Consider the following 12873-nt stretch of genomic DNA (forward strand, 5'->3'; position numbering starts at 1 on the left):
CGATCCGATAGTGGTGGCAGCCGAATTAATCCGTCGAACCGCCGACCACGGCGTCGCTGGACGGCACACCGGTGGCCGGTGATGCCTGCGGCTCGCCGTTGGACTGCCCGTCCGTTTCGGCCTTTGGCTCTTCCTTCGGGGGCGGCCCCGCCCGCAGTGCGGCGGACAGCCGCGCGCCGGTGTGGTTGACGTGCAACACAAACGGGCGCAGTTCGGTGTACCGGATCACACTCACCGATGCCGGGTCGGCGGTGACGCGCTGGAACCCGTCCAGGTGGATGCCGTAGGCGTCGGCGATGACCGCCTTGATCACATCACCGTGAGTGCAAGCGACCCACAGCGCGTCGCCACCGTGTTCGGAAGCCAGCCGGCGGTCGTGCTCGCGGACGGCGGCCACCGCCCGCGCCTGCACCTGCGCCAGGCCCTCGCCACCGGGAAAGACCGCCGCGCTGGGATGGGCCTGAACGACCTTCCACAACGGCTCGCTCACCAGCTCGCCGATCTTGCGGCCGGTCCATTCTCCGTAGTCCACTTCGGCGAGCCGCTCTTCGACGAGCGGCGCGAGACACAACGCGTCGGCCAGTGGCTCGAGGGTGCGACGGCAGCGCAACAGCGGCGAGGTGATCAACGCCCAGATCGGCAGATCACCGATCCGGTCGATCAGCCCGGCGGCTTGTTCACTGCCCTTGTCGTCGAGGTCGACGCCCTCCGAACGACCCGCGAGAATGCCCGCGGTATTCGAACTGGATCGGCCGTGTCGCAACAGAATGACGGTCATGTCGACCACGACGCTACCCCGTGCGCGGCCCGAGGACCGGACTCGATCAGCGGGATACCGGCTCCGCGTGCGCCACCGAGTCGCGCACCGCCGCACTCAGGCTGCGCTCGTCGGTGACGTCGATATCGACGAGACCGCGGACTGCGGTGGCGACCACCTCGTCGGCCTGCGGAACAGGCCCGGCCAGGCGTGGCCGGTAAACCTCGACGACCAGCGATCCGCTCTCAATGTGGAACGAAAAACTTCGCCCATCACCGACTTGTCCGTATCCGCTAGCGAAAATACCTGTCGACATGTCTTCGACAGCAAACTCTTTCTGCGTCATATGACGGTCAGCGGTGACGGCCATGAGCCGACGATACCTCGCCGGTACGGCCAGGCGCGGGCAGCATGGCCTGTTGGGCGCGACCGCGTTCCTTAGAATTTGTGTTCCACCGAAGCACCACGAGGGAAAGCAATTGCTGTCACGACCGGGCCGCCACAAGCTAGCAGTTCAACGCGGTTTGTTGAGCCTTGCGGTTTTGCTCGGTGCAGCGGTCGGGTGTTCGTCGAATCCGCTTGCCGCCGCGCCGCGCACCATCGAACCCGCGCTGCCGGCCGTGTCGCCGCCGACGTCGCGGCCGCCGGCTGGCGCGGTGCGCCCGCTGGCCGGCCACGCCGCGGCGGCCGTGTTCGATGCCGGCACCCATCAGCTGGCGGTCCTGGCGCCGGGCGCCGACCCCGCGGCGCCCGCCAGCCTCAGCGTTTTCGGTGACCCGCAGGCCCCGCCACGCGTCGTCGACCTGCCGGGACCGGCCACCGCGCTGACCGATGACGGCCGCGGAACCGTCTACCTCGCCGCGCGCGGCGGCTACTTCGCGGTCGAGTTGTCCAGCGGCCGCACGGCGCAGGTGAGTGTCAGCGAAGCGTCCCAGATCGAGTTCACCGCCGTGGCCCGGCGCGCCGACGGCAGGCTGGTGTTGGGCAGCGCCGATGGCGCCGTCTACACCCTCGCTTCCCCGGCACCGGGCGCGGTGAGCAGTGCGAGCGTCGCCAATCGCAACAAAATCTTCGCGCGCGTCGATTGGCTTGCCACACAAGGAAATACGACGATAGTCCTGGACCGCGGGCAGACGTCGGTGACGACGATCGATGCCGACGGCCACGTCCAGCAGGCGCTGCGCGCCGGCAAGGGCGCCACCACCATGGCCGCCGATGCGCTGGGCCGCGTTTTGGTCGCCGACACCCGCGGCGGCCAGCTGCTGGTGTACGGCGTGGACCCGCTGATCCTGCGGCAGGCCTATCCGGTTCCGCAGGCGCCCTACGGGCTGGCGGGTTCCCGCGCGTTAGCCTGGGTTTCGGCGACCGTTTCCAATATCGTCATTGGTTACGACCTGTCCACCGGAATTCCCGTCGAAAAGGTGCGTTACCCGACCGTGCAGCAACCCAACTCGCTGGCCTTCGACGAAGCGTCGGACACCTTGTACGTGGTGTCGGGATCCGGTGCGGGAGTTCAGGTCATCGACCACGCGGCGGGTACGCGTTGACCGCGGCGCGGCGCAGCCGCCTGCCCGCGGACTGGGACACCGAAATGTCCGACGAATACGAATGGGCGCCGCTGCGCCTGCCCCCCGAAGTGACCCGGGTCAGCGCGTCGACCCGCTTGTCCATCGAGGCCGAATACCGCGGCTGGGAGTTGACCAGGGTGCGGCTCTACACCGATGGAAGCAGACGAGTGTTGTTGCGCCGCAAGAAAACTCGTCTGGATAGCGCTGCCATCGAGGGGCGGCGGCCCGACCAGCCGGAACTGTGACGCCCGCCCGACCACGCGGGGGCGGCCACCGGTTGTACGGCCTACTGCGCCAGCTGTTTTTCGTCATCCCGCCCGAGCGCATTCACACGCTGGTGTTCGGCCTCCTGCGCGGCGTCACGGCCGTCGCCCGGGCGCGGCGGTTGTTGCGCCGGCTGCTGGCCCCGAGCGATCCGGTGCTGGCCAGCACCGTGTTCGGGGTGCGGTTCCCCGGGCCGCTGGGCCTGGCGGCCGGTTTCGACAAGGACGGCCTGGGCGTGCTCACCTGGGGCGCGCTCGGCTTCGGCCATGCCGAGGTCGGGACCGTCACCGCCCACCCGCAGCCCGGCAACCCGGCCCCGCGCATGTTCCGCCTGCCCGCCGACCGGGCCCTGCTCAATCGGATGGGCTTCAACAACCTCGGCGCCGGCGCGCTGGCGATGCGCCTCGCCCGCCAGCGCCCGGAGGTGCCGATCGGGGTCAACATCGGCAAAACCAAGGCGACGCCGACCGATCAGGCCGTCGACGACTACCGCGCGAGCGCCCGGCTAGTCGGCCCGCTGGCCTCCTACCTGGTGGTCAACGTCAGCTCGCCGAACACCCCCGGTCTGCGTGACCTGCAGGCGGTCGAGTCGCTGCGGCCCATCCTGGCGGCCGTCCTCGCCGAGACCACCACACCGGTGCTGGTGAAGATCGCACCGGACCTCTCCGATTCCGACGTCGACACCATCGCGGATCTGGCCGTCGAACTGGGCCTGGCAGGCATCGTCGCCACCAACACCACGGTGTCGCGCGACGGCCTGACAACGCCGGGGGTCGAGGCGCTGGGCGCCGGCGGCATCTCCGGGCCGCCGGTGGCGCGCCGCGCCCTCGAGGTACTGCGCCGGCTCCACGGCCGGGTGGGCGACCGCCTGGTGCTGATCAGCGTGGGCGGCATCGAGACCGCTCAAGACGCCTGGGAACGGATCACCGCGGGCGCCTCGCTGTTGCAGGGCTACACCGGCTTCATCTACGGAGGAGGCTTGTGGGCCAAGCAGATTCACGACGGCATCGCACAACGGCTGCGCGAGAACGGATTCGCCTCGCTCAGTGATGCGGTCGGCTCGGCGGCGCGGCGTTGAGCCGCGCGAGACTGTAACCGCCAACGCATTCCGCGAGTGCAGCCGTCGGTGGTTACAGTCTCGCGGGTAAGAACCGCCCTACCTCTGTTCGTAGGTGGCGTGGATGACGGCGCGCGCGATGGCGTGCTGGAACAGGTTGAAACCGAGGAAGGCCGGGCTGGCGTCCTCGGGCAGATCCAGCTTGTCGGTGTCCACGGCGTGCACGGCGATGTAGTAGCGGTGCGGGCCGTGCCCGGCCGGCGGCGCGGCGCCGAGGTAGCGGCGCAGCCCGGCGTCGTTGACCAGCGTCAGCGCGTCGCCGGGCAGGTCGCTGCCGTCGCCGACGCCCTCGGCCAGCTCGGTGACGTCGGCCGGCAGGTTGGCCACCGCCCAGTGCCAGAACCCGGAGGCCGTCGGCGCGTCGGGGTCATACACGGTGACGGCGAAGCTACGCGTCGCGTCCGGGAACCCCGACCAGCTCAGCTGGGGGCTGACGTCCTCACCACCGGCGCCCATGATCCCGCTGACCTGGGGCTTGGCCAGGGGCTGACCGTCGGTGACCGATTGCGAGGTCAACGTGAACGTCGGCAGCTTCGGCAGCGATGCGTACGGGTCGGGCGCAGTGCTCATGGCGGTCCTCTCGGATGATCGGCTTGCGTTCGTCAACTAGCAGTGGGTCAGGAAGTGGGTCAGCACGTCGGTGCCGAACCGCAACGCGTCGATGGGTACCCGTTCATCGACGCCGTGGAACAGGGCGGTGAAATCCAGATCCGGCGGCAACCGCAGCGGGCTGAAACCGAAACAGCGAATACCCAAGCGCGCGAAGGATTTCGCGTCTGTACCACCGGAGAGCATATACGGCACCGTCCGCGCGTCCGGGTCGAGCGCCAGCACGGCGTCGTTCATCGCATCGACCAGGTCACCGTCGAAGCTGGTCTCGTAGGACGAGAAGTCCTTGATCCACTCGCGGGTCACGTCGGGCCCGATCAGCTCGTCGATTTCGGCCTCGAACGCCTCCTTGCGCCCGGGGAGGATCCGGCAGTCCACCACCGCCTCGGCGATCGCCGGGACGACGTTGGCCTTGTACCCGGCCTTGAGCATGGTGGGGTTCGCGGTGTCGTGCAGCACGGCCTTGAGCATGCGGGCCATCGGGCCCAGCTTCTCGACCGCTCCCCGCAGGTCACCCGAGTCCGTGTCGAAGGTGAGGCCGGTCTCCTCGCTGACGGCCGCGAGGAACTGCGCGACAGTGTCGGTCAGCACCAGCGGGAACTGGTGGCGGCCCAGGCGGGCGACGGCCTCGGCGACGGCGGTGACGGCGTTCTGGTCGTGCACCATCGAGCCGTGGCCGGCCGGGCCGCGGGCGGTGAGCCTCATCCACGACAGCCCCTTCTCGGCCGTCTCGATCAGGTAGAGCCGACGTTCGCCCCCGTCGCGCCGCGGCACGGTCAGCGAGAACCCGCCCACCTCGCCGATCGCCTCGGTGACCCCGTCGAACAGATCCGGCCGGTGGTCGACCAGCCACTGCGCCCCGTAGGTCCCGCCGTGCTCTTCGTCGGCGATGAACGCGAAGACCAGGTCGCGCGGGGGCACGATGTTGTCCCGCTTCAACTGCCGGGCCACCACGATCATCATGCCGACCATGTCCTTCATGTCGATCGCGCCGCGGCCCCACACGAAGCCGTCTTTGATCGCGCCGGAGAACGGGTGCACGCTCCACTCGGTCGGCTCGGCCGGCACCACGTCGAGATGCCCGTGGATCAGCAGCCCGCCCCGCGAGGGGTCGGCGCCCGGCAGGCGGACGAAGACGTTGCCGCGGCCCGGGGCGCCGGATTCGACGTACTGCGGCGGATAGCCGACCTCGGCGAGCTGTTCGGCGACCCACTGCGCGCAGTCGGCCTCGCCCTTCGTGGTCTCCGGTTCGCCGGTGTTGGTGGTGTCGAACCGGATCAGCTTGCTGACCACCTCGACCACGTCGTCGCTCGGCTTGGTCGGCTCCTCGGTCGCCCCGCTCTGAATGGTCACAACCCCCTTTCCTACCATTGCCACGGCCGAACGGCTCGATGCCGAGCGCCGACGCGTCCCAGGGAGCTGGATTGGTTCGCGGCGGGCAATCCGATAGCCTTAGCTGCCAACCCATGCTGGTTTGGCCTTGTCCGAGTGGCGGAATGGCAGACGCGCTAGCTTGAGGTGCTAGTGCCCTACTAATGGGCGTGGGGGTTCAAGTCCCCCCTCGGACACAACATCATGACAGTGCATCGGCGCAGCTAGACGGCAGATATGCGGCGTTTACGGCGCCGGTCGACGGGCGCTTTGGACACACTTTGGACACTCTCCGCGATTTTCGCGTCCAGATTCACGGCCACCGCATCGAGGTCGCTGTCGAACAGATCGGCGTAGATCCGCAGCGTCACGCTCGGATCCTTGTGGCCCAGCATTCGCGACACCGCAAGGACATTCGCCCCCGAACTGACAGCCAAGCTCGCGCACGTATGCCGCAGATCGTGCGGCGTGATCGTCTGCACTTCCGCGCGCTCGACCGCCCGGTTGAACCATCCCGTCGTGTCGTAGCTGGGACGCTTCAAGTACCCGCCGCTGCGCGCTGGGAACAGCAGATCGTCGGCCGAGCAGCCCTCGCACCGCACGGCCAGCCGGGACAGCACCGACGCCGCCACCGGAACCATGCGGTTCTCCTCGCCCTTCGTTTGGCCGACCTCGAACTCTTGCCCGACCTGAACGGCGTTGCGGTGAACCGAAATGCGGCGCTTGAGGAACTCGACGTCCGCGACGGTGAGCGTGATCGCCTCGCCCCACCGCAGGCCGGTGAACGCCAGCGTCAGCACCAGATCGGCATAGCTGCCGGACTCTTCCGCCAGCCGGCACACGTCCGCCTCGGTGAGATAGACGTGACGCTTCGGCGCCATCTTGGGCTTCTCGCCGCGCTTGAACCGGCGGGCCGGATTGATCGCCAACGCCCGGTGCTCAACGGCATCGTCGAGCACGCCGGCCAGGATGCCGATCGCGCGGTTCACGACGGTGGCGCTCGACCCGTCCCGAGTCATCGACGCGGCCCACGCCTTCACATCGAGACTGTCCACCTTGCCGACCGGGACCGCAGCCCACTTGGGTTCGATGTGCTTGCCGTAGGCATTAGGCGATCGTCGACGAACGACACGAACTCGTCTGACCTGGAAACTATCGCTACGGGATCCGGGTAGCCTACTATCAAAGATTAAGGTTTCGAACAAACGTTCGAGCGAAGGACGTGACGGGAGTGCAAGGAGATGGCAAGCAAGTCGGCGATCGAATGGACCGAGGCCACCTGGAATCCGGTCACCGGCTGCGACAGAATCTCCGCGGGCTGCGACCACTGCTACGCCATGACGTTGGCGAAGCGGTTGAAGGCGATGGGGTCTGCGAAGTATCAGGCTGACGGTGATCCACGGACGTCTGGACCGGGTTTCGGCATCACCATTCACCCCCAGGCGCTCGATGAGCCGCGGCGCTGGCGGCAGCCCCGCGTGGTGTTCGTCAACTCGATGTCTGATCTGTTTCACGCCCGTGTGCCGGTGAGCTTCATCCGAGACGTATTCGACGTGTGCCGTGATACGCCGCAGCACACCTATCAGGTGCTGACGAAGCGCAGTCTGCGGCTGCGTCGCCTCGGCGAAACCCTCGACTGGCCAAGCAATCTGTGGATGGGCGTCTCGGTGGAGAATGCCGATGCCCTGCCGCGTGTCGACCATCTGCGCGACGTCCCCGCGGCGGTCCGATTCCTATCGTGCGAGCCGCTGATCGGGGCGCTCGACGGATTGAACCTCGACGGGATCGATTGGGTGATCGCCGGTGGCGAGTCAGGTCCGAACCATCGTCGCGTCGACGGCGAGTGGGTGCGCGGGATCCGCGACGCGTGCCAGGATGCGGGCGTCGCGTTCTTCTTCAAACAGTGGGGCGGCCGGACGCCGAAGGCTCTCGGCAGAGAACTGGACGGTCTGCTGTGGGACGAGATGCCGCTCGCCGTCGGGCTATAGGAAGTCGAACGTAACCTTCGGCCCGAATTGGTGGACCTTTTTCTCTCGGTGCACCGCGATAACGCCGGTCGCCTCGAACTCCTTCAGCACGGTGGTCGCGTGCTTCTCCCGGAAGGGAGTTTCTAGTTCCGTCCACTCCCGCACTTCAGCACCGTTGACACCTTGGCGCCCGCGGAACTGTGCGCTGATCACCCGCTTGAGCGGTGTGAGGTCCGCCTCGGCGACGAACAGGACGTCCTCGCCATCCATGCGGTCTGAAAACCGGTACCTGCCAGAGGGATCGGCGTCCCACATGGCGCCCTTCATCTTCTTCAGGCCCAGAGGATGACCAGTTGCGTGGATCATCGCGTACGAGACATTGCCTGTCTTGTTGAGCATGAAGAATTTCTGAAGGTACTGCAAGCCTGTCTTCTCTCGCAGGGTGTGCATGTACACCTCGACGAGTTGCTCGATCCTTTTCTCTTCTCCGACAACACCTTTCAGTACCTCAGCTACTTCTCTTCCGTACAGCTTCGCGATGGCATCTTCCTGACCTTCGCGCTCTACGAACCGTTGCACGAAACCCACCATGAAGTTGATGAACAGTTCGGTGGCAGGACTTTGCGCAAGCTCGACGAGCAGGTCCATGGGAAAGCGCGTGTATCCGAAGGGATCAATGAAGGCGAACGTGGGTGCGCGGTTCTTGCCTTGCTCCCGCAGTCGCTCGCACATCTGCTGCATTTCATCGTCGAACGACCCGTTGACCACACCCCACATCACGTTCTGGGGAATGGCACCTGAGTCCTCGATCTGTTGAAGCTCGGCCTCCAGTGCCGCGGCGTTGTTCTTGTCCTTCTCGATGTACATGAAGAGGAACTCGGTGTTCGGCCGTTGTGCGAGGATCGGATGTTCGATGAGGGTGCGCAGCGCAAGCTGCGGAGAGCCTTCACTTCCGTCGTCGTAGCGGCCGCGGCCCGCGAATCCGTCGATGTACAGCACCCTGCCGCGGTACTTCGAGATGATCGGAAACCACGCGCTCAGATAGCTGGTCAAGATCTGATGCTTGGCACGGGTATGCCCGGCCATGACCCACTTCTTGGGGTCGGAGTCCATGAGTGACGGCATGGGGTGGTGACTTTCCGGCGGCGGGGGCTGGCGGGGTGTTCCTCGACACCGGCGCGCCGCGACCAACCGAGCCAAGGGGCTGAATCTCGATTTTAGTCGGAGGGGACCGACGTCGACCGTGACGGCGCGCCGCGGCTCGATGCACTGCGCGTGCGGTCCCTCCAACGCTCCCCTTCTGCCGCGGGTCGTGGCCGCGGCACACCGGGGGCCGAATGTGGGACTTACGCGTGCCGCGCGATCACCTCGCCGTCACGCACGCGAGCCAACTCGATGTTCCTCATGAGCGGATTGGCGACGGCCTCGTCGTAGAACTTGCGAGCCGCCGCCTCCGACTGTGGACCAACAGTCGTCTGGTGCTTCCATGCGCCGTTGCCGCCGTTCCCAGAGCTGATTTCGAATCGAGTTTCGTACATTTCGGTGGTGACCGTAGTCATCTCCCACCGTCCTTTCGTTGCGCTTCCATATGGACACCGGCCAAGGTACACCAGCCGCGCAAATCTGGCAAACACTCTGGATTCGGTGACACGGGTCCGGAATACTCGACCTCGTCCGGTCTGCAACGGCTATTACCGCTGATTAGAGTTGCTCTATAGGTTGACTATAACTGGACTGCTGGTTGATGTCGGTTTGATTCTGGGTTGATTTAGCAAACCTATAGGAAAGGTATAGCGCACCTATAGTGTGGTTATAGAACAAATGTAGAAACCCAGCTCAGGCCATATAGTCCGACTAGCCTCACTAACACCCATAACACCGGATATTCGCGGTTGGCGACCCGCGGCGGATTATTCGACGCTCGTCGCCGACAAAGCCGCGGCCCGCATCTCGTCATCGTCGACGGCGGTATGCCGCTGCGTCGTCGCGTGGTTGGAATGTCCGAGCAGCGTCTTGCACCGCCCGTAGGTTGCGGGATCCGCGGTACGCCTCGTCGCGAATCGGTGCCGCAGCGTGTGAGCAGTCAATGGTCGAGCAACGCGCCGGTCATTAGCTTGCCGGCCCACCGCGGCGACAGGTGACCGTCTTCGTCGCCGGGGAACAGGTAGCCGGCGACGCCGACAGCGGCGATGGCCGCAACCAGGTCGTCGCCGAGTGGCACGGTGCGCACCGCGGCAGCACGACAACGCAGCGATTCCACTGGGTACCGCCGCCGTGCAGACGTCGACGACACCGCAGCGGCGACATGTCGAGCGTCCACCCAGACAAGGCCGGACAGCGCGTCCTCGACGTGGAGAGCGCCCGCGAGGTCTTGCAGCACGGCGCGAAACGCGGTGCTTCCGGTCGCGTCTTCCGCGGCCCGGGCCAGGAGGTCGAGCGCGGCGGATTCAGGGGTCGGTCGGGATGCTGATAGCGGTCGTCATGCAGTGAAGTTAACCGCATAAATCCTGAACTATCATGGGCTGCAAGGGAAGTCGCACATATGTCGCGAATAGCACAAATGTCGAGGGGCGACATCTGTCGGTATCCGCACAGACATCGCCGCCGACCCCCTGGGGAAGCACGCTTCTCCCCGGCGAGCCTGGAAACGCTTTGGACACAAAATCCCCTGAATCCGGGATAGCTCGCGTGAACCACAGTCATGTGTTTCAGCAGCTAAAGCTAGTTTTACGTCCCCTGACCTGGGAAGTCTGCGGGGGTTCAACTCCCCCTCGGACACGCGACTGAGGCGAGCGAAGTGGATGCTGGCATTCACCTCTGGGCCGACGGAGCGTGTTGAGCGGCGAAGCCGCGAATCACACCCATGCTGCGGCCCTCCCGTGCGCCGACGGCGTTGCTCGAACCAACATCGTTGCGGCGTCCAATCGCCTTGCCGCGCAACCTCATTGCGCTTGCGCGGGCCAGCCGGCCGAGCGGCGATCCAGAACACCGGCCCGCGCGTAGGCTTTCCCACGTAGGCTGGTATGCGACCCATGAACCGACGGGACGGCTTTCTCCGGCGAACGGCGACACGCATTTTTCGTGACCGCCGCGAGGCCGGTCGCGCGGTGGCCGAGGAGCTGATTTCCTACGCCGGCCGCGACGACGTGCTGGTGTTCGGGCTGGCGCGCGGGGGCGTGCCGGTGGCCTGGGAGATCGCCGCCGCCCTACGGGCCCCGCTGGATGTGTTCCTGGTGCGCAAGCTGGGGGTGCCGGACTGGTCCGAGCTGGCGATGGGCGCCCTGGCCAGCGGCGGCGGCTTGGTGATGAACGACGATGTCGTGGCCAGCTTGCGCGTCACCGACGAGCAGGTGCGCCAGGCGATCGACAGCGAGACGTCCGAACTGCTCCGGCGCGAACACGCCTACAGGGGCGACCGGCCGATCGCCGACCTGCGCGACCGGGTCGTGATCCTGGCCGACGACGGGATCGCCACGGGCGCCAGCATGCTGGCCGCCGTGCGCGCGGTGCGCGCCGCGGGACCGAAATCGATCGTCGTCGCGGTTCCGGTGGGGCCGGAGTCGACCTGCCGTGACCTCGCGCGGGAGGCCGATGACGTGGTGTGCGTGACGTCACCGCCCGGATTCGAGGCGGTCGGGCAGGTCTACGACGACTTTCATCAGGTCAGCGACGACGAGGTGCGCGAACTGCTCGCCATGCCGACCGGCTGAGCGCGCCGAACGTTACTTGGCGGGCTCGTCGCTGCGGCCCTCGGCCGCGACGCCGGATTCCTCCGTCGGCTCCGTCGCCTCGGCGGCCGCCCCCGGCTCGTCCTCGGCGGCAACTTCCTCGGGATAGTCGACGTAGTCGTCCTCGTCGGCAGGGGCCTCTTCTAGATCCTGGCCCGCATCTTGATCCTCATCACCCACGGGCTCGCGCTGCTGACGCTCCCGCAGAGCATCGAGGATCAACAACACCACGCCCACCACGCTGGCGGCGATGCACACCCAGGCGACCAGCTCGTTGCTCGTGACGACCGCGAACACCAGCGCGACGAGCCCGATCAGGGCCAATACCAGCGCAATGACGAGCATCGGGCATCCTCCAGGCGACGAGCGGGACTGCGGTGTTCAAGACCTAGTGTGCCAACCCCGAAGCTCGGCGAGCGTCCGGCACAGCTGAAAGGCTAGTTGTTGCCCCGGTTGAATTGGTCGAACCCGCCGGCGTCCGCGCTAGAGTCCACGGGGGCCGCCGACCCGCGCTGGCCGAGTTCCTCGAGCTGAGACTCCAGGTAGGTCTTGAGCCGGGTGCGGTATTCGCGCTCGAAGGTGCGGAGCTGTTCGAGGCGGCCTTCCAGAACGGTGCGCTGCTGGTTGATGGTGCCCATGATCTCGGAATGCTTGCGTTCGGCATCGGCCTGCAGGGCGTCGGCCTTCTCCTGGGCCTGGCGCAACTGGGTTTCCGAACGGGTCTGCGCGTCCGCCAACATGGCGTCGGCGCGCTGGCGGGCCTCGGTGACCGTGGTCTCGGCGGTGCTGCGGGCCTCGCTGAGAATCTGGTCGGCGTTGGCGCGGGCGTCGGACAGCATCTTCTCCGACTCGGCCTGCGCGGTGGTGGTGAGCCGGTCGGCGGTGTCTTGGGCCAGGCTCAGCACCCGAGCGGCCTTCATGGCCTGTTCCTCGTTGTTGACCGCGGCGGCCGGCGCGGCCGCGGCCTTCACCGGCTCCGGCTCGGGCTCGCGGACGGGGATCGCCTGCGTGGGCGCGGCGGCCGCGGCCGGCGCGGCGGCGCCGCCGCCCGACGCCAGCTCCTGGTCCAGCTCTTCAATCCGTTGCCGCAGATCGCTGTTCTCTTCGATGAGTCGCGTCAGCTCGGCTTCCACCAGATCGAGGAAGGCATCCACCTCGTCTTCGTTGTAGCCCCGCTTGCCGATCGGTGGCTTACTGAACGCCACATTGTGGACGTCGGCTGGTGTAAGCGGCATTGTTTCGTCCCCTCAAGTTCCTGTCGAACGTTCTGGAAAGTGTAGAACGCAGTGGTAGCCGTAGTGCAACTGCCGTCCATCCTGTCACACCAGGCGCGACGGTTGCTGATTAGCCCAATAAATAAGAGCCAATTTCAAACATTGAGGCCAATAAAATCCGAAACCTTAGAAATTTTAAATCGCGGGAACCACACCGACACTAAAACGTGTCCGAACCGTCTCCGGGCCGGAACGGCGGCTGAAGTCCGCGGGTCGGA

14 protein-coding genes, 1 tRNA gene and 1 pseudogene are annotated in these 12873 nt (G+C 66.4%); 6 read left to right on the forward strand and 10 right to left on the reverse strand.

Annotated features, from left to right (window positions below):
* Positions 1 to 25: 25 nt before the first annotated feature.
* Entirely contained in the window at positions 26 to 778 is a 753-nt protein-coding gene (locus ACZ50Z_RS09680; protein WP_464483351.1) for a histidine phosphatase family protein, read from the reverse strand.
* Positions 779 to 824: 46 nt separating this feature from the next.
* Complete coding sequence (locus ACZ50Z_RS09685) at positions 825 to 1127, reverse strand: hypothetical protein (protein WP_464483352.1); 303 nt, start codon at positions 1125 to 1127, stop codon at positions 825 to 827.
* 109 nt (positions 1128 to 1236) lie between these two features.
* Here ACZ50Z_RS09685 and ACZ50Z_RS09690 point away from each other — a divergent pair, with 109 nt between their 5' ends.
* Genes ACZ50Z_RS09690 through ACZ50Z_RS09700 form a run of 3 tightly spaced genes read left to right on the forward strand, consistent with a single transcriptional unit; the run spans position 1237 to position 3667 of the window.
* A complete protein-coding gene (locus ACZ50Z_RS09690; protein ID WP_464483353.1) occupies positions 1237 to 2304 on the forward strand; it encodes a YncE family protein in 1068 nt (355 codons plus the stop codon).
* On the forward strand, positions 2301 to 2570 hold the full coding sequence (locus ACZ50Z_RS09695; RefSeq protein ID WP_464483354.1) for a DUF5703 family protein: 270 nt from the start codon (positions 2301 to 2303) through the stop codon (positions 2568 to 2570). The genes ACZ50Z_RS09690 and ACZ50Z_RS09695 overlap by 4 nt, the downstream gene beginning before the upstream one ends.
* 32 nt (positions 2571 to 2602) lie before the next feature.
* Positions 2603 to 3667, forward strand: coding sequence for a quinone-dependent dihydroorotate dehydrogenase (locus ACZ50Z_RS09700; protein ID WP_464486157.1), 1065 nt, complete (start codon positions 2603 to 2605; stop codon positions 3665 to 3667).
* Positions 3668 to 3745: 78 nt separating this feature from the next.
* Here ACZ50Z_RS09700 and ACZ50Z_RS09705 read toward each other — a convergent pair whose 3' ends face one another.
* Together ACZ50Z_RS09705 and ACZ50Z_RS09710 are read right to left on the reverse strand one after the other, a co-directional pair.
* Positions 3746 to 4276 (reverse strand): YbhB/YbcL family Raf kinase inhibitor-like protein, encoded by a 531-nt coding sequence (locus ACZ50Z_RS09705; protein ID WP_464483355.1) that lies wholly within the window; start codon positions 4274 to 4276, stop codon positions 3746 to 3748.
* Between the two features lie 36 nt (positions 4277 to 4312).
* Positions 4313 to 5686, reverse strand: a complete 1374-nt coding sequence (locus ACZ50Z_RS09710; protein ID WP_464486158.1) for a M20/M25/M40 family metallo-hydrolase — start codon at positions 5684 to 5686, stop codon at positions 4313 to 4315.
* A gap of 111 nt (positions 5687 to 5797) precedes the next feature.
* Between ACZ50Z_RS09710 and ACZ50Z_RS09715 the strand changes: the two genes are divergently transcribed.
* Positions 5798 to 5883: transfer RNA gene (locus ACZ50Z_RS09715), tRNA-Leu, on the forward strand.
* Between the two features lie 27 nt (positions 5884 to 5910).
* Here the strand turns inward: ACZ50Z_RS09715 and ACZ50Z_RS09720 are convergent.
* Entirely contained in the window at positions 5911 to 7014 is a 1104-nt protein-coding gene (locus ACZ50Z_RS09720; RefSeq protein ID WP_464483356.1) for a tyrosine-type recombinase/integrase, read from the reverse strand.
* Here ACZ50Z_RS09720 and ACZ50Z_RS09725 point away from each other — a divergent pair.
* Entirely contained in the window at positions 6928 to 7674 is a 747-nt protein-coding gene (locus tag ACZ50Z_RS09725) for a DUF5131 family protein (protein WP_464483357.1), read from the forward strand. The genes ACZ50Z_RS09720 and ACZ50Z_RS09725 overlap by 87 nt on opposite strands.
* On the opposite strand, the gene ACZ50Z_RS09730 is transcribed toward ACZ50Z_RS09725, so the two are convergent.
* The 3 genes from ACZ50Z_RS09730 to ACZ50Z_RS09740 all read right to left on the reverse strand — a co-directional run bounded on the left by ACZ50Z_RS09730 (position 7669) and on the right by ACZ50Z_RS09740 (position 10033).
* On the reverse strand, positions 7669 to 8766 hold the full coding sequence (locus tag ACZ50Z_RS09730) for a three-Cys-motif partner protein TcmP (protein WP_464483358.1): 1098 nt from the start codon (positions 8764 to 8766) through the stop codon (positions 7669 to 7671). The two genes, ACZ50Z_RS09725 and ACZ50Z_RS09730, sit on opposite strands and share 6 nt — an antisense overlap.
* A 233-nt stretch (positions 8767 to 8999) precedes the next feature.
* Entirely contained in the window at positions 9000 to 9212 is a 213-nt protein-coding gene (locus tag ACZ50Z_RS09735; protein ID WP_464483359.1) for a hypothetical protein, read from the reverse strand.
* 524 nt (positions 9213 to 9736) lie between these two features.
* The gene (locus ACZ50Z_RS09740) at positions 9737 to 10033 is read right to left on the reverse strand and encodes a hypothetical protein (RefSeq protein ID WP_464483360.1); all 297 of its coding nucleotides are present in this window, start codon (positions 10031 to 10033) and stop codon (positions 9737 to 9739) included.
* Between the two features lie 643 nt (positions 10034 to 10676).
* Between ACZ50Z_RS09740 and ACZ50Z_RS09745 the strand changes: the two are divergent.
* Positions 10677 to 11363 (forward strand): annotated as a pseudogene (locus tag ACZ50Z_RS09745) (phosphoribosyltransferase); the annotation flags it as partial.
* A gap of 12 nt (positions 11364 to 11375) precedes the next feature.
* Here ACZ50Z_RS09745 and ACZ50Z_RS09750 read toward each other — a convergent pair.
* Positions 11376 to 11726: a phage holin family protein gene (locus ACZ50Z_RS09750; protein ID WP_464483361.1), complete on the reverse strand. Its 351-nt coding sequence runs from the start codon at positions 11724 to 11726 to the stop codon at positions 11376 to 11378.
* A 92-nt stretch (positions 11727 to 11818) separates the two neighbouring features.
* On the reverse strand, positions 11819 to 12616 hold the full coding sequence (gene wag31 / locus ACZ50Z_RS09755) for a DivIVA-like cell division protein Wag31 (protein WP_464483362.1): 798 nt from the start codon (positions 12614 to 12616) through the stop codon (positions 11819 to 11821).
* Positions 12617 to 12873: the final 257 nt, after the last annotated feature.

The organism is Mycobacterium sp. NTMscope_MAC_269 (genome assembly GCF_976985695.1).

What these genes read in the sequence shown, in the direction of transcription:
- ACZ50Z_RS09725 (WP_464483357.1), top strand. Translation starts at nt 6,928, where the DNA reads ATGGCAAGCAAGTCGGCGATCGAATGGACCGAGGCCACCTGGAATCCG.
- ACZ50Z_RS09685 (WP_464483352.1), bottom strand. Translation starts at nt 1,127, where the DNA reads ATGGCCGTCACCGCTGACCGTCATATGACGCAGAAAGAGTTTGCTGTC.
- ACZ50Z_RS09750 (WP_464483361.1), bottom strand. Translation starts at nt 11,726, where the DNA reads ATGCTCGTCATTGCGCTGGTATTGGCCCTGATCGGGCTCGTCGCGCTG.
- ACZ50Z_RS09735 (WP_464483359.1), bottom strand. Translation starts at nt 9,212, where the DNA reads ATGACTACGGTCACCACCGAAATGTACGAAACTCGATTCGAAATCAGC.
- ACZ50Z_RS09730 (WP_464483358.1), bottom strand. Translation starts at nt 8,766, where the DNA reads ATGGACTCCGACCCCAAGAAGTGGGTCATGGCCGGGCATACCCGTGCC.
- ACZ50Z_RS09680 (WP_464483351.1), bottom strand. Translation starts at nt 778, where the DNA reads ATGACCGTCATTCTGTTGCGACACGGCCGATCCAGTTCGAATACCGCG.
- ACZ50Z_RS09705 (WP_464483355.1), bottom strand. Translation starts at nt 4,276, where the DNA reads ATGAGCACTGCGCCCGACCCGTACGCATCGCTGCCGAAGCTGCCGACG.
- ACZ50Z_RS09710 (WP_464486158.1), bottom strand. Translation starts at nt 5,686, where the DNA reads ATGGTAGGAAAGGGGGTTGTGACCATTCAGAGCGGGGCGACCGAGGAG.
- wag31 (WP_464483362.1), bottom strand. Translation starts at nt 12,616, where the DNA reads ATGCCGCTTACACCAGCCGACGTCCACAATGTGGCGTTCAGTAAGCCA.